Source organism: Streptomyces odonnellii, from assembly GCF_000981895.1.
GTDB classification, from domain to species: Bacteria; Actinomycetota; Actinomycetes; order Streptomycetales; family Streptomycetaceae; genus Streptomyces; species Streptomyces odonnellii.
On sequence record NZ_LATD01000300.1, the window covers coordinates 1 to 15610 of the forward strand.

At 68.2% G+C, this 15610-nt stretch carries 12 protein-coding genes; 9 read left to right on the forward strand and 3 right to left on the reverse strand.

Annotated features, from left to right (window positions below):
- The coding region (locus WH07_RS25865) for a D-alanyl-D-alanine carboxypeptidase family protein (protein ID WP_408645938.1) at positions 1-1396 on the forward strand (1396 nt) is incomplete at its 5' end.
- Between the two features lie 100 nt (positions 1397-1496).
- On the opposite strand, the gene mrdA is transcribed toward WH07_RS25865, so the two are convergent.
- Entirely contained in the window at positions 1497-3569 is a 2073-nt protein-coding gene (mrdA, locus tag WH07_RS25870) for a penicillin-binding protein 2 (protein ID WP_079023564.1), read from the reverse strand.
- Between the two features lie 173 nt (positions 3570-3742).
- Between mrdA and WH07_RS25875 the strand changes: the two genes are divergently transcribed.
- The 3 genes from WH07_RS25875 (at position 3743) to WH07_RS25885 (ending at position 8325) form a co-directional block, all read left to right on the forward strand.
- Entirely contained in the window at positions 3743-5227 is a 1485-nt protein-coding gene (locus WH07_RS25875) for a peptidoglycan D,D-transpeptidase FtsI family protein (protein ID WP_046504764.1), read from the forward strand.
- Positions 5228-5568: 341 nt separating this feature from the next.
- The gene (locus WH07_RS25880) at positions 5569-7215 is read left to right on the forward strand and encodes a penicillin-binding transpeptidase domain-containing protein (RefSeq protein ID WP_046504767.1); all 1647 of its coding nucleotides are present in this window, start codon (positions 5569-5571) and stop codon (positions 7213-7215) included.
- A gap of 228 nt (positions 7216-7443) precedes the next feature.
- Complete coding sequence (locus WH07_RS25885; protein ID WP_079023565.1) at positions 7444-8325, forward strand: AfsR/SARP family transcriptional regulator; 882 nt, start codon at positions 7444-7446, stop codon at positions 8323-8325.
- Positions 8326-8362: 37 nt separating this feature from the next.
- Here the strand turns inward: WH07_RS25885 and WH07_RS25890 are convergent, their stop codons facing one another.
- Positions 8363-9565, reverse strand: a complete 1203-nt coding sequence (locus tag WH07_RS25890; protein WP_046504769.1) for an aminotransferase class V-fold PLP-dependent enzyme — start codon at positions 9563-9565, stop codon at positions 8363-8365.
- Between the two features lie 261 nt (positions 9566-9826).
- Here WH07_RS25890 and WH07_RS25895 point away from each other — a divergent pair, with 261 nt between their 5' ends.
- From WH07_RS25895 to cmcH, 4 genes are all read left to right on the forward strand, one after another.
- Positions 9827-10504 (forward strand): CmcI family methyltransferase, encoded by a 678-nt coding sequence (locus tag WH07_RS25895; protein ID WP_232789065.1) that lies wholly within the window; start codon positions 9827-9829, stop codon positions 10502-10504.
- A gap of 9 nt (positions 10505-10513) precedes the next feature.
- Positions 10514-11395, forward strand: coding sequence for a CmcJ/NvfI family oxidoreductase (locus tag WH07_RS25900; RefSeq protein ID WP_046504773.1), 882 nt, complete (start codon positions 10514-10516; stop codon positions 11393-11395).
- A 142-nt stretch (positions 11396-11537) separates the two neighbouring features.
- Positions 11538-12476 carry a 2OG-Fe(II) oxygenase family protein gene (locus tag WH07_RS25905; protein ID WP_046504775.1) on the forward strand — a complete coding sequence of 313 codons (939 nt, stop codon included), beginning with the start codon at positions 11538-11540 and terminating at the stop codon, positions 12474-12476.
- 72 nt (positions 12477-12548) lie between these two features.
- Positions 12549-14114, forward strand: coding sequence for a 3'-hydroxymethylcephem-O-carbamoyltransferase (gene cmcH, locus WH07_RS25910; RefSeq protein WP_046504778.1), 1566 nt, complete (start codon positions 12549-12551; stop codon positions 14112-14114).
- Between the two features lie 118 nt (positions 14115-14232).
- Here the strand turns inward: cmcH and bla are convergent, their stop codons facing one another.
- Positions 14233-15201: a class A beta-lactamase gene (gene bla / locus WH07_RS25915; RefSeq protein WP_046504780.1), complete on the reverse strand. Its 969-nt coding sequence runs from the start codon at positions 15199-15201 to the stop codon at positions 14233-14235.
- A 218-nt stretch (positions 15202-15419) separates the two neighbouring features.
- On the opposite strand from bla, the gene WH07_RS39955 reads away from it, so the two are divergent.
- Positions 15420-15610 (forward strand): hypothetical protein (locus WH07_RS39955; protein ID WP_157877433.1); only part of this gene is annotated, 191 nt, incomplete at its 3' end.

Consider the following 15610-nt stretch of genomic DNA (forward strand, 5'->3'; position numbering starts at 1 on the left):
CGGCCACCCCGCCGGTCAGGACGCCCCCACCAGCGAATTCGTGGCCCTGAAGTCCGCCGAGGCGCCCCGGGTCCGCTCCGCCGAGCAGGACGTACGCCCTCCGCTCGACCTGCTCGCGCAGCTCACCAACTCCCCTCCGCCGCCGCCGTCCCCGGCCCGCACCCTGGTGCGCAGGCTCAAGATCTGGACGCCGCTCGTCGTACTCCTCGGGCTGGTCTTCATTGCCGTACAGACATTCCGCCCGCTCCCCGATCCGGTCCTCGATCTCGGCGAGACCCCGCCCGCCTTCACCGTCGGAGGTGACAGCCTCACCATCCCCTGGCCCGAGCAGGGACAGGCCGCCGTCACTGTCGTGGGTTCGGGCAGCGTCGGGACGTTCGGCGAGCAGCGGCCCGTACCGACCGCGAGTATCGCCAAGATCATGACGGCCTATGTGATCCTCCGCGAACACCCCCTCAAGAAGGACGAGAAGGGGCCGCTGATCGAGGTCGACGCCCAGACCGTGGAAGACGGCAAGTCCGAGGACGAGTCGCGTATCGAGGGGCTTGAGGAGGGCCAGACGTTCAGCCAGCAGGACATGCTCAAGATGCTGATGATCCCGTCGGGCAACAACATCGGCCGGCTGCTGGCCCGTTGGGACACCGGGTCCCAGGACCAGTCGGCGTTCGTCACGAAGATGAACGACGCGGCCAAGGCCCTCGGCATGAAGAACACCACCTACACCGACCCCAGCGGGCTGGACGAGAAGACCGTCAGCACCGCCGTCGACCAGCTCAAACTGGCCGAGGCGGTCATGGAGTTCGACGCCTTCCGCGCGATCGTCGCCCTGCCCAACGCCGACATCCCCGGCCACGGGCGCATCTACAACAACAACGACCGCCTGATCATGGCCGGGCTGAGCATCCGGGGCATCAAGACCGGCTCCAACACACCGGCCGGCGGCACCCTGTCCTGGGCGGCCTACAAGACCGTGGCGGGCGAGGACCGGCTGATCCTCGGCACGATGATGGACCAGCACGCCCCCGGCCCCGACCCCAACGGCGCCGACAGCCTTGTCCTGGTCCAGGACAACAGCAAGAAGGTCATCAAGGCGGTACGTACGGCCCTGACCTCGGCCGTCGCGATCCGTGAGGGCCAGGTCGTGGGCCATGTCGACGACGGTCTCGGCGGCCGGACACCGCTCGTGGCCACCGAGGACCTCACAGCGGTCGGCGTTCCCGGCCAGCAGCTCAAGCTCACCTTCGGCGACGGCGGCGCCATCTCCCGTACCGCGAAGGCCGGGACGGTGGTCGGCGAGCTGACCGTGGGCACCGGAGCCGAGGCGCGGAAGATACCGGTGGCCATCGAGGCCGACCTCGCGGAGCCGTCCTTCGGCGCGAAACTGACACGGCTGTAGAGCACCGCCACGGCTGTAGAGCCTGGACACGTACGGTCCGGGGCCCGCGCGACAGCGAGCCCCGGACCGCAGTGTCCCAGCCAGATCCGAACGAAAGACCCTAGCCGTGCGGCGTGATCTTCGGCAGGCCCTTCTGAGGCGTGGGAAGCAGCGCCTTCCGCCGGTCGATCGTGCCGTCCTCGGAGATCCCGTACAGCGCGTTGTAGATCTTGCGCACGGCGGGCGCCGAGGCGCCCGAGCCCGTACCGCCCTGGGAGATCGTCATCACGATCGTGTACTCCTCGGTGTACGTGGCGAACCACGAGGTGGTCTGCTTGCCGTACACCTCGGCCGTACTCGTCTTGGCGTGCATCGGGATCTCGTCCTGCGGCCAGCCCGCGAACCGCCAGTCGGCCGTACCGCGCGTGGCGACCCCCGCGAGGGCCTCGTCGATCTCGTCGCGCGTCTTCTTCGTCATGGGCAGCCGGCCGTGCGACTCGGGCTCGATCTCCCGCACGTTCCTGCCGTCGGCGCTGACGACCGCCTTGCCGACGGTGGGCGTGTAGAGGGTGCCGCCGTTGGACATGGCCGCGTAGATCGTGGCCATCTGGATCGGGGTGACAAGGGTGTCGCCCTGCCCGATGGAGTAGTTGACGGAGTCACCGGCGCGCAGCTTGTTGCCTTCGAGGCAGTTCTCGTACGCGATCCGCTCGGTGTAACTGCCGTTCTTCTTCCCCTGCGCGCACCAGGCGTCCTTGTTGGCCTCCCAGTACTCCTGCTTCCACTGGCGGTCCGGGACCCGGCCGCCGACCTCGTTGGGCAGATCGATTCCGGTCGGCTTGCCCAGGCCGAACTGGTGGGCCGTCGTGTAGAACCAGTCCTTCGCGTCCTTCTTCGGCGTGGTGCCGCCGTCCTTGAGCCACTCCTCGTGCGCCAGCCGGTAGAACACGGTGTCGCAGGAGACCTCCAGCGCCCGGCCGAGACTGATGGGACCGTACGCCCTGGCCTCGAAGTTCCCGAAGGCCCGGCCGCCGATGGAGTACGAGCTGGAGCAGTCGTACGGTCCGTCGAACGAGTAGCCCGCGTTGACCGCGGCCGTGGTCGGGACGACCTTGAAGATCGAGCCGGGCGCCGACTGGCCCTGGATCGCCCGGTTCAGCAGCGGGTTGTTGGAGGCGTCGCCGGTGAGCTTCTCGTAGTCCTTGGCGGAGATGCCGCCGACCCAGGCGTTCGGGTCGTACGCCGGGTTGGACGCCATGGCGACGACGCGGCCGGTCTTCGCCTCCATCACCACGACCGCGCCGGAGTCCGCCTTGTAGTACTCGTTCGTGTTCCGGTCCCACTCCTTGCGCGCGTCCTTCATCGCCTCGTTCAGTTCGTACTCGGCGACGCGCTGGACGCGGGAGTCGATGCTGGTGACGAGGTGCGAGCCGGGCTCGGCGGGGTCGCTCTCGCCCTTGCCGAGGACCCGGCCGAGATTGTCGACCTCGTAGCGGGTGACACCGGCCTTGCCGCGCAGTTCCTTGTCGTACTGGCGCTCCAGACCGCTCCGTCCCACCTGGTCGGACCGGAGATACGGCGAGTCGGTGTCCTGGGCCTGCCGGACCTCCTCGTCGGTGACGGGCGAGAGATAGCCGAGCACCTGCGCGGTCTCGGCCCCGCCCGGGCCCGGGTAGCGGCGCACGGCGGCCGGCTCGGTGACGATGCCCGGGAAGTCCTCGGCGCGCTCGCGTATCTGGAGGGCCTGCTGGGCGGTGGCCTCGTCGGTGATGAGGATCGGCTGGTACGGCGAGCCGTTCCAGCACGGCTGCGGGGTCTCGGCGTCGCACAGCCGGACCTTGTCCATGACGTCCTCGGGCCGCATGCCCAGGACTCCGGCGAGCCGGGTGAGGACCTCCTTGCCGTCGTCCTTCATCGTCAGCAGCTCGGTGCGGGAGGCGGAGACGACGAGCCGGGTCTCGTTGTCGGCGAGCGGCACTCCGCGAGCGTCCAGGATCGAGCCGCGTACGGCGGGCTGGACGACCCGCTGCACATGGTTGCCGGAGGCCTCCTCGGCGTACGCGTCGCTCTCCCGGATCTGGAGATACCACAGCCGGCCGCCGAGAGTGAGGAGCAGCGCGACGACAAGGACCTGGATGACGACGAGCCGGAGCTGGACCCGCGGGGTCCGGCCCGTCTCCGGAATATTGGTCACGCGTGTTCCCCCACCGTGCCGTTGCCGAATTGGATATCAACTAAGCTGCCGCGCATGGTGCTTTACCTTACGCCCCACGCCCGATTTACTCTGTTGGCTTTGTCACAACGACAAGTGGCCGCCACCACCCGCCAGTTGACCGTATGCAATCAGGCCACTGGAGACGGTGCGATATGAACAGGCCGCTGAGGCACATAGCCATCTTCTGCGGACTTCTGATGCTCGCGCTGCTGATTCGGGCCAACTGGCTCCAGTTCGTGAAGGCCGAGGAACTCGCCAACGACGACAAGAATCGACGCGTACAGATCAAGCAGTTCGCGACTCCGCGCGGCGACATCGTGGTGGGCGGCGCGTCGGTCACCGGCTCGGCGGTGGTCGACGGCGCGGAATTCAAGTTCAAGCGCACCTACAAGAACGGCCCCATGTACGCGCCGGTCACCGGATACGCCTCGCAGACCATGGGCATGTCCCTGCTGGAGAAGACGTACGACGGCGTGCTCAGCGGCCAGGACGACCGGCTCGCGTTCCAGCGCTTCACGGACATCATCACCGGAAAGGAACGGCGCGGCGGGGATGTGATCACGACGATCGATCCCCGGGCGCAGGAAGCCGGGTACAAGGGACTCACCGACCTCGGCGCCCGCGGCTCGGTCGTGGCGCTCGACCCCCGTACGGGGAAGGTGCTCGCCCTTGTGTCGACCCCTTCGTACGACCCCGGGTCCTTCGCCGGGAACACCTTCAAGGAAGGCGACACGTTCCAGGCGCTCGACGACAACAAGGGCAAGCCGATGGCCAATCGCGCGCTGCGCGAGACCTTTCCGCCCGGCTCGACCTTCAAGATCCTCACCGCGGCGGCGGCGCTGGAACACGGTGTGGTGACGGACATCGACGCCGCTTCGGACGCGGTGTCGCCGTACCCCCTGCCGCAGTCGACCAACGAGGTCGGCAGCGAGGCCGGGAACGCCGTCTGCAACAAGGCGTCGCTGAAGACCGCCATGCAGTACTCCTGCAACAACGTCTTCCTCGACGCGGCGGTCAAGCTCGGGCAGGACCGGATGCGTGAGACGGCCGAGAAGTTCGGCTTCAACGAGGACGTCTACTCGGACGTCTTCGGCGATCTGCGGGCCACCGCCAGCCTGTACCCGCAGGACCTGGACAAGCCCGGTACGGCGCTGACCGGCATGGGCCAGGGCAGCCTCACCAGCACTCCGATGCAGATGGCCATGGTGACCGCCGCGCTGGTCAACGACGGCAAGCTGATGCAGCCGTACATCGTCGACGAGCTGCGGTCCCCGGATCTGAGCACCCTGGAGAAGAACGAGCCCCGGGTGATGAGCGAGCCCGTCTCCTCCGGCACGGCGGCGAAGGTACGGGAGATGATGGAGCACACCGCCAAGGAGGGCAGCGCCAAGAAGGCCCTGATCGACGGCATCACGGTGGGCGGCAAGACCGGGACGGCGCAGCGCGGTGTGGATGTGAACGACCAGGTGCCGTACGGCTGGTTCGTCTCGTACGGCAAGAAGCCCGACGGCGGGTCCGTCGCCGTGGCCGTCTTCATCGACCCCACCGACATGGACATCTCGCGCCAGGACATCTCCGGTGGCAGCCTGGGCGGCCCCATCGCGCGGAAAGTGATGAAGGCCGTTCTGGAGCAGTGAGCCGGACGCGATGAAGGATGAGCGGGGACTCGACGGGATGCGGGCCGGGCTCGACGGGATCGAGCCAATTCAATCCGGTTCAATGCGGAAAGAAGGCCGCTCAGGAGGGAATTCCTCCAGTGGTCTAGTCCAGAGTTAGTGGCGGAGAGTGGCGGCGAGCGACTGATTCGCGCCAACCTTGTCTTATAGGTTCATCCCCAGAGTCCCCCTTTATTCTCCCTTTACCAGCGGCTTCGGCCGGCCGCCCTTCTTATCCGTCGTTCCGGTTTTCGCTCCCGCGTCGTCCCGAACGCCGTACGCGGGGGAGCGGCGGAAGAGCGGAAACGCATAGCCTGGGCCTCATGATGCATTCCGACAGCCATGGCGATAACTCGCCGTACCCCAGGCGCCGGTCCCCCGGCCGGACGGTCGTCTCCGCGGTCACCGTGCTGGCCGTGACCGCGGGGATCGGTTACTGGGGTTACGTCAGTCTGGTTGCCGGTGAGGACGCGGACCCGCAGGTGGTGGCCGCGACGGAGGAGTTCGGGAAGTTCCTCGCGGCGTGGGAGGCGGGTGACGCCCGGCGGGCCGGTCTGCTGACGGACACCCCGGGCAACGCCGAGTCATTGATCAAATCCCTGATGACAAACCTCAAGCCGTCCAGGACCGAGATCAGCGCGGGTACCGGCGAACGGAAAGCGGAAGGGGAAGTGGAAATTCCCTTTACCGTGAAGATGGCCGTTCCCGGCGCCGGTGACTACGGGTGGAACTCCAGGGCGAAGGTCGTCCGGAGCGGGGAGAAATGGAAGGTCGTATTCCATACGGAGACGACCCATCCCGATCTCGTTCCCGGCCAGACCCTCGCGCTCCAGTCGCGGGACCGCGCCGCCGTTCTCGACAGGAACGGCGACGAGCTGCGGTCCGCCTCCCTCGTCGGCATGGTCGACGAGGGGACCGGCAAGGGGATCTCGGGCCTTGAGGCACGCTACGACAAGCAGCTCGCGGGACCGGGCCCGGCGAGGGCGGTCGTGGTCGTGGACCGCCAGTCCCTCCGGGTGGTGAAGAAGCTCACCGGCCGGGGGCGCGAGGGCAGGCCGGTCCGTACGACCATCGATCCCGTGGTCCAGGAAGCCGCCGCCGACGCCCTGACCGGGCTGGAGAAGACCGCGGCGATCGTCGCCGTCGACCCGTCCAGCGGCCATGTCCTGGCCGCCGCGAACAGGCCCTCCGGCATGAACCGGGCACTGGAGGGCCGCTATCCGCCCGGTTCCACCTTCAAGGTGGTGACGGCCGCGGCCCTGCTGAAAGGGGGGATGAAGCCGTCGGACCGCGCGGACTGCCCGAAGTTCGCCGAGGTCAACGGGCAACGCTTCGAGAACCAGGACCAGTTCGTGCTGCCCGCCGGGTCGACCTTCCGGGAGAGCTTCGCCCGCTCCTGCAACACGTTCTTCGTCAACTCCCGCGGCAGGCTGTCCGAGTCCGCCCTGCACGACACCGCGCAGGCGTTCGGCATCGGCGGCACCTGGGACGTGGGCACCGCCACGTACGACGGCAGCGTCCCGGTCGCCACCAGCGAGAACGACAAGGCCGCCGCCACTATCGGGCAGGCCCGGGTGCAGGCCTCGCCCCTGGTGATGGCCTCGATCGCGGCCACGGTGAAGGCCGGTGCCTTCCAGCAGCCCGTCCTGGTGCCCGACGCCGTGAAGAAGCGGTACGACGCCCCCGCCCGGCTGGACGCCGGAGTCGTCGAGGCGCTGCGCGGCATGATGCGCGCGACCGTCACCGAGGGGGCCGGCCGGGCGCTCCAGGGCATCCCCGGCGAGCCGCACGCGAAGACGGGCACGGCGGAGTTCGGTACGGCGACCCCTCCGCGCACGCACGCCTGGATGATCGGCTACCAGGGGGACCGGAACCTGGCGTGGGCGGTCCTGCTGGAGGACGGCGGGTCGGGCGGCTCCGACGCGGGTCCCGTCGCGGCCAAGTTCCTGGAGAGTCTCGTGCGCCCCTGATCCGGCGGCGGCGCCGCGACTCCCGTACCCCCGACTGCCCTTGACTGCCGGTCCTCGACCGCCCGTTCCTCCGACTCGCGTCGGCACCGGCGCCGCGCCCCCACCGGGGTGCCGGGCGCCAGGTGACCGGCGCGACCGCACGCAAGCACGGATGCCGACAGGGAATACGCCGAAGCCATGCCCGCCCCACAAGGGCGAGGGCGTGGCTCATCCACAAGGGGATCAGCCATGGACACCTGCAACGACGTGACGATCAGGCTTCTCGGCCCGGTGACTCCCGTGAAGGACGCCGTTCCGATACCCATCAGAGGCCAGCGGCAGCGGAGATTCCTCGCGTCCCTGGCGCTGCGGCCGGGGCAGTTCACCTCCAAGGAGGCGATCATCGAGGACTCGTGGGACGGCGAGCCGCCCACGACCGTCGCCGGACAGCTCCAGACGTCGGCCTGGATGATCCGTACCGCCCTGGTGCAGGCGGGCCTCGCCCGCGACGCCCTCGGCTCGCACGACCACGGCTACGAGTTGCGGGTGTCACCGCGGTGCATCGATCTGTTCGTGTTCCGGGAAGCCGTACGCGTCGTACGGGACCTGTACGCGCGCGGCGAGCACCGGGACGCGTCCGAGCGGCTCGACGCCGCGCTGGCCCTGTGGAAGGGACCGGCCTTCGCCGATGTCACCTCCAGCAGACTGCGGCTGAAGGGGGAGACCCTGGAGGAGGAGCGGCGGGCCGCGGTCGAACTGCGGGCCCTGATCGATGTGGGTCTCGGCCGCTACAACGACGCGATCATCCGTCTGTCGGAGCTGGTCGAGCGCGATCCCTTCCGCGAGGACCTGTACGTCTCCCTCATGAGGGCCTACTACGCCGAGGGCCGCCAGGCCGACGCGATCCAGGTCTTCCACCGGGCGAAGGACATCCTGCGGGAGCAGATCGGGATCAGCCCGGGGGAGCGGATGACGAGGGTGATGCAGGCGATCCTGCGTCAGGACGAGAACGCCCTGCGCGCCGGCACCGCGCACGAGGTGGCCGCGGTGCCCGCCGGGGCGGAGCCGCGGACGCTTCCGCGGTACGGGAGCGACACGGCGGGGCGCCGCCGATGTCGTCCCAGCGCCTGAGGGCCGCGGTCGTGTCCGGCACCGGTGCCCGGCACGCTCAGCTCCCCTCGTACAGCAGCTCCTTGAGTGCTTCCGCCAGGCGGTCGATCTCGGATTCGGTGGTGTAGAAGTTCACCGAGACCCGGAGCAGCGGTCCGTCCGTGCGCTCGGACACCGCTGCCTCGATCCGGAAGCGCTCCCAGAGCCGGTGGCGCAGCGTCCCGGCTCCGGACCTCTCGGGCAGACGGAACGCGACCATTCCGCCGGACAGCGCCTCCGTTTCGGGGGTGGCGGGCTCCAGCTCCTGCCCGCCGGTGAGGCGTTCGCGGGCGTGGTCGGCGAGCTCGCGTCTGCGCGCACGGATCCGGTCGTGTCCCAACTCCGCCTGGAAATCGATGGACTCGGGTATCGCGAGCCAGGGGCAGAGGTCCCGCGTACCCTCGCACTCGAGTCTGCGCAGCCGGGGCGTACTGCCGAACCGGTCGCGCTCGTCCGGCGGTCCGCTCCCCGGCGGGGGCTCGTACGCCCAGCTCACCTGTGCCGGCCGCAGACTGTCACGGTGCCGTGCGTCGAAGTGCAGGAAGCCGACGCCCGTGGGGGCGAGGAGCCATTTGTGGCCGCTCCCGGCGTAGAAGTCGTACGGGATGTCCGCCAGGCCGAGGCCGATGAACGCCGGGGCGTGGGCGCCGTCCACCACCGTCACGATCCCGCGCCGGCGTGCCTGTTCGCACAACTCCCGGGCGGGCAGGACCAGTCCGGTCGTCGCCGTGACATGGCTGAAGGACAGCAGCCGGGTCCGCGGGCCCATCGCGGCGACGGCCGCGTCGACGATCTCACCGGGATGGGCGGGCAGCGCCGGCAGCCGGAACGTCCTCAGCTCCAGGCCCAGCCGCCGCGCCATCCGCTCCCAGCACCAGCGCATCGGCGTGTACTCGTGGTCGGTCAGCAGGATCTCGCCCGGCGCGGCCAGGTTCAGTGACGACGCCACCAGATTGACGGCCCCGGTCACATTGGTGGTGAGGACCAGGCGGTACGGGTCGGCGCCCAGGAAGCCGGCCAGACGCTCCCGCGCCGTCCACAGCAGCGGGGGAACCTCGCGCAGCAGGAAGTCCATGGGCGCGTGGGCGAGCCGGGTACGCAGACCGGTGACGCGTTCGAAGGTGGAGCGCGGCAGCGGTCCGCCGGAACCGGTGTTGAGATTCACGGCGGTGGGGTCGAGCAGCATTCGGCCGCGGGCTTCGTCCCAGTCGGCAACGGCCATGTCGTGATCTCCCGAGAATTCGGAACAATAAAAGGGGACCCGCCGGCATTCGGTCGACGTGAGGCACAGTAGCAGCCGTCGTACGATCCCGGACAGATGCTTTCCTGCCGTCGCGGAAAAGCCGCGGAGAAAGATGCGAAGAGGAATCAGAGAGAGCCGGAAGAGTGCCTCAAGAGCGGTGCCGGGCAGAATGTCGGTGCAGCTTTCGGACCGGCTAGGGAGAGCACATTGAACGAGTACTCTCGTGAAGATTTCCTGGATTTGAATATATTCCGGGGGGTCGGGGAAGATCCGGTCTACCACCCTCCTGTCCTTGACGGACGGCCTCGTGAGTGGCCGCTCGACGAGTGGGCGGAGGCGCCCCGCGATCTCGGGTTCGCGGACTTCGCCCGCTACCAGTGGCGTGGCCTGCGGATGCTCAAGGACCCGGACACGCAGGCGGCTTACCACGATCTGCTGTGGGAGGTGCGGCCGCGGACCGTCGTCGAACTGGGTGTGTACAGCGGCGGCTCACTGGTCTGGTTCCGCGATCTGACCCGGCTCATGGGGATCGACTGCGAAGTCATCGGAATCGACAGGGACCTGTCGCGGTGCCAGATCCCGGCCGCCGAGAAGTCGGACATCACCCTTTACGAGGCCGACTGCGCCGCACTGGAGACATTTGAGCCGCTCCGTGAAGCGGCCCACCCGCTGGTCTTCATCGACGACGCGCACAGCAATACGTTCAACATCATGAAATGGGCGGTCGACCATTTGCTCGAACAGGGCGACTATTTCATCATCGAGGACATGATTCCGTACTGGAACCGGTACAGCCCCCAGCTGCTGGCCCAGTATCTCGCGGCCTTCCGTGATGTGCTGACCATGGACATGGTGTACGCCAATGCCAGCCCGCAACTGGACCGCGGCGTCTTCCGGCGGTCGGCGACGAAGGAGTAGGCGTACGGAATGCCGACCGTATCGAGCCTCCTTTACTACAGCGCCCCGCTGACACCGGCGGGGCGGGACGACGACTGGTGCATCGACGCCCTGTCCCGGCCGCCCGAGGTGCTCTTCAACTTCCGCAAGGTCGCCACCGAGACCGTCGTCACCGATGTGCGCGACAGCCCGGTCCGGCCGGAACTCGACGACATGGGATTCGAAAGGATCGTGTCGCCCACGCGGGCGGATCAACGGGCCCTGGTGGAGGGTTCCGCGTCGTCCCTCGACCTGTACCGGCATGAGACGGCGGAGCTGCTGCGGTCTCTCACGGGTGCGGACGCGGTGCGGTTCTTCGACGCCACCGTGCGCCGGGAGGACGCGGGCGTTCCCCACGACGCCTCGCATCAGTCGCCGCATCAGCGCGTACATGTCGATCAGAGCCCGAAGAGCGCGCGGGCCCGCGCCGAGGAGCACATCGGGCCGGAGCGTCCGTTCCGCAGATTCCAGATCATCAATATCTGGCGGCCGCTGATCGAGCCCGTACGCAATTACCCGCTCGCCCTGTGCGACTACCGGTCGCTGGATCCCGCCGCCGATCTGGTGCCGACCCGGCTGCATTTCCCGGCGTGGCTCAAGGACCGTGAGAACTACTCCGTGAGATACAACCCCGGCCACCGCTGGTACTACTGGGGGTCGCTCTCGCCCGACGAAGTGATCCTTTTCAAGTGTTACGACAGCGCGAGCCGCGGTCTGGCCCTCGCCGGTGAGGGCGCGGAGCGCGGAGAGCGCGACGACCTGACCGATGTGGCCGGTCTCTGTCCGCACACGGCCTTCTTCGACAAGAAAGGGCCTGCCACCGGGCATCTGCGGACATCCCTGGAAATGCGTGCCGTGCTTTTCTATGGCTGATCGCTGAGCGGAAAAGCCGGATCGGAGAGCGGGATCAGAGAGCCGGGCCAGAGAGCTGGATCAGAGAGCCGGGTCAGGAAAGACGGATCAGGAAAGCCGGGCCAGGAAAGCCGGATCAGAAAGCCGAGAGGGAGCAGGTGACATGGCGGACACGACGGTACCGATCTTCAGCCTCACCGAATTGCGGAAGGGCGCCGACCAGGAGAAGTTCCGCAAGTGTGTGACGGAGATGGGGGTCTTCTATCTCACCGACTACGGTGTGCGGGAGGAGGACCACCAACTGGCCGCGGACACGGCCATGGACTTCTTCGAGCACGGCACTCCGGAGGAGAAGGAGGCCGTGACCACCAAGATCCCGACCATGCGCCGCGGATACTCCGCCCTGGAGGCGGAGAGCACGGCCCAGGTGACCAACACCGGGACGTACACCGACTATTCGATGTCGTACTCGATGGGCGTCTCGGGCAATCTCTTCCCCTCGCAGCGGTTCGAGAAGGTCTGGACGGACCACTTCGACAACCTGTACACGGCGGCGCGGGAAGCCGCGCGGGTGGTCCTGAACGCGACCGGGACGTACGACGCCGGGGACATGGACACGCTGCTGGACTGCGACCCCGTACTGCGGCTGCGCTACTTCCCCGAGGTCCCCGAGCACCGCGCCGCCGAGCGGGAGCCGCGGCGGATGGCGCCGCACTACGACCTGTCCATCATCACCCTGATCCACCAGACCCCGTGCGCCAACGGATTCGTCAGCCTCCAGGCCGAGATCGGCGGCACGATGGTCAGCCTGCCGGCCGTGCGGGACGCCGTGATCGTGCTCTGCGGCGCCATCGCCCCGCTGGCCACCCAGGGCGCGGTGCCCGCGCCCCAGCACCATGTCAGGGCCCCGGGGGCCGGTATGCGGGAGGGCAGCGACCGTATGTCCAGCGTCTTCTTCCTGCGCCCCTCGACCGACTTCACGTTCTCGGTCCCCAAGGCCCGCACGTACGGCCTCGATGTCAGCCTCGACGCCGAGACCGCGACCTTCGGGGACTGGATCGGGACCAACTACATCACGATGCACGCGACCGCCGAGTCGTAGGCGCTGTCGCGGATCCCGGAACCGGATCGCACCCGGCCATCGACGATGGCCTCATTCGTGGGAAGGACAGGAATGCTCGTCGTTGCGTTGAAGCCGGGTCATGACGGCGCGGTCGCCGCGGTCGACAATCGTCAGTTGCTCTACTCGCTGGAATCGGAGAAGGACTCACACCCGCGGTACACGCCCCTGTTGCCGACGACGATCCTGGACATCGCGGAGCGGCTCGACGCGATACCGGACGTGGTGGCCCTTGGCGGCTGGAGCGATCTGCGCCCGACGCGCATCTCGTACACCGGTGCCGGATACGAGGGCACGCAGGAGCCCACCGTCAGCACCTCTCGTTTCTTCGGCAAAGAGGTCCGGTTCTTCACCTCGACCCACGAGAGATCGCATATCTACATGGCGCTGGGAATGGCCCCGCGGGATTCCAGTCCCGTACGGACGGTCCTGGTCTGGGAGGGCGACGTCGGCGCCTTCTATCTTGTCGACTCCAGCCAGCGGATCATCCACACGGTGCCGGTCATGACGGCGCCCGGTGCGCGCTATTCCTTTCTCTTCGGGCTCGCCGACCCGACCTTCCCCGACTCCGGAGCGAAACCGCGCCTCAACGACGCCGGGAAGCTGATGGCGCTGGCGGCGTTCGGAGACGCGTGCGACGCGAGTCCCGACATCAAGCATGTCGTCGAACGGATCCTGAAGCAGGACTCCATGTACCCGGCGCCCAAGGACGAGTACCGGGACTCGGTCCTCTACAACGCGGGCGTCGAGTCCGCCGAGTGCAAGACCGCCGCCGCGCTGCTGACCGAGCGCCTCTTCGAGTCATTCGCCCAGGTCGCGCGCGAGCACATGCCGGAAGGCAGTCCGCTCTACATCTCCGGTGGCTGCGGGCTGAACTGCGACTGGAACAGCCAGTGGGCCGAACTCGGCCATTTCTCCTCGGTCTTCGTCGCTCCGTGCACCAATGACTCCGGCTCGGCGCTGGGCACCGCCCTCGACGCGCTCTCGACCTTCACCGGCGATCCCCATGTCGAGTGGAGCGTGTACAGCGGGCTCGACTTCGTCAGCGACACCCGGCCCGATCCCGCCCGCTGGCACTCCCGTCCGCTCGACCACGACGTCCTGGCGGGGGCCCTGGCCACCGGCCGGATCGTGGCGTGGGTGCAGGGCCGGTGGGAGATCGGGCCGCGCGCCCTGGGCAACCGGTCCATCCTGGCCGAGCCGTTCGGCGCGGGCACCCGCGACCGGCTCAACACCATCAAGCAGCGGGAGGACTACCGGCCCATCGCGCCGTGCGCCCGTGTCGAGGACCTGGGGAAGGCGTTCCATCAGGACTTCGAGGATCCGTACATGCTGTATTTCCGGCATGTACGGGAGTCCAGCGGTCTGCGGGCCGTGACGCACGTGGACGGTTCGACACGGGTCCAGACGGTACGGGATTCGGGCAACCCGCAATTGCATCGGCTGCTTTCGGCGTTCGCCGCCGAGCGGGGAATCGGCGTGCTGTGCAACACATCGCTGAACTTCAACGGTGAAGGGTTCATCAACCGGATGTCCGATCTCGTGCTCTACTGCGAGTCACGAGGAATTCAGGACATGGTCGTGGGCGACACCTGGTACCAGCGGATCGAGGGTTCCTGACACAGCCCGGAATTCCGCCCGGGACGGGCGGTGGGGCAGGCGCGCGGCCATCGGCTCCGGCGGTTCCGCGGGCCCCGTGCGCCGCACCGGCTTCCGCCGCCCGTCCAGCGGAATTCCCTCAGGTGAGAGTCTCCACGGCGTACGCGGCGGCCTCGGCGATCAGGCTCTGATCGTATTCGGCGTCCTTGCCGGCCTTGGTGGACATGACGGCGATGACAAGCGGCGGCGCGGATTTCGGCGGCCACACGATGGCCATGTCGTTGAGCGTGCCGTAACTGCCGGTCCCGGTCTTGTCGGCCACGGTCCAGCCCCGCGGCACACCGGCCCGGATGCGTTCGGCGCCGGTGGTGTTGCGTTCCAGCAGGTCACGGAGGAAGGCGCGCTTTTCGCCCGGGAGGGCGTTCCCCAGCACGAACTTCTGGTAGTTGGTGCCGAATGCCCGGGGGGATGTCGTGTCGCGGGGGTCTCCCGGGACGGCTTCCGAGATCGCCGGCTCGGTGCGGTTTATCCGGGTGACCGTGTCCCCCAGGGTCCGCGTGTACGCCGTGAGCCCGGCCGGACCGCCGATGTCGCGGAGCAGCAGATTTCCGGCCGTACCGTCGCTGTAGCGCACCGCCGCATCGCACAGTTGACGGATCGTCATCCCCTTGGCCACGTTCTGCGAGGTGATGGGGGCGTGCTTCATGAGGTCGTCATCGGTGTACCGGACGACGGTATCGAGATGCGACAGCGGATTGTGGTGCAGGACCGCCGCTGCCGCCACTCCCTTGAACGTCGAGCAGAACGCGAATCGTTCATCCGCCCGATGCGCGATTCCCTCGCCGGTGCCGGTGGCGAGGGCATAAACCCCGAGTCGTGCCTCGAACTTCCGTTCAAGCTCGATCAGTCGGTCATGGCGGCGGTTCGGCACTGCGGCTGAGGCGGCGGAAGGAGCGGAGCGGGCGGACGGCGCGGAACCGGGCGACGAGGGGCGGGAATCGGGCGTTGTGCCCTGCGTGCATCCGGCCAGCGGCAAAAGCGCCGCCGCCCCCAGGAAAGCGCGGCGGTTGATGTTCGGCCGGCTGACGCCCGGTCGGGATAATTTCATATTGGTCCTTCCGCTGGTGGGTTTGCGAGGACAGCAAGCCCAGGGCGAAAGATACCGAAAGCGTGCGGGCCGGAAGGCCGCGTGGGACGCCGGTGTCGTTCGCGGTCGCCCAGGGCTCCTTCACCGCGCCTTCGGCGGAGCGCCCCCGTCCGTTTTTGTCCCGGTCCCCGTGCGTGGCTGGGATGGCTCGGTCAGAGCGTCAACTGCTAGGGGACATCATGGACGGTCAGGACAGAAAGCACCCGCGCGGAGCCCGGCGGGCCGTACGGACACGGATCGCGTTGGGGGCGGCCGTCGCGCTGGTGGGGGTCAACACCCTGACCGTTTCCGGCGTGGCGCAGGCCGTCGCGGTCTCCGCTCCCGCCCCGGCCCGCACCCCCGTTTCCGCCCCCGCCTTCCAGCAGGTGCC

What these genes read in the sequence shown, in the direction of transcription:
- WH07_RS25875 (WP_046504764.1), top strand. Translation starts at nt 3,743, where the DNA reads ATGAACAGGCCGCTGAGGCACATAGCCATCTTCTGCGGACTTCTGATG.
- WH07_RS25880 (WP_046504767.1), top strand. Translation starts at nt 5,569, where the DNA reads ATGATGCATTCCGACAGCCATGGCGATAACTCGCCGTACCCCAGGCGC.
- WH07_RS25885 (WP_079023565.1), top strand. Translation starts at nt 7,444, where the DNA reads ATGGACACCTGCAACGACGTGACGATCAGGCTTCTCGGCCCGGTGACT.
- WH07_RS25890 (WP_046504769.1), bottom strand. Translation starts at nt 9,565, where the DNA reads ATGGCCGTTGCCGACTGGGACGAAGCCCGCGGCCGAATGCTGCTCGAC.
- WH07_RS25900 (WP_046504773.1), top strand. Translation starts at nt 10,514, where the DNA reads ATGCCGACCGTATCGAGCCTCCTTTACTACAGCGCCCCGCTGACACCG.
- WH07_RS25905 (WP_046504775.1), top strand. Translation starts at nt 11,538, where the DNA reads ATGGCGGACACGACGGTACCGATCTTCAGCCTCACCGAATTGCGGAAG.
- cmcH (WP_046504778.1), top strand. Translation starts at nt 12,549, where the DNA reads ATGCTCGTCGTTGCGTTGAAGCCGGGTCATGACGGCGCGGTCGCCGCG.
- bla (WP_046504780.1), bottom strand. Translation starts at nt 15,201, where the DNA reads ATGAAATTATCCCGACCGGGCGTCAGCCGGCCGAACATCAACCGCCGC.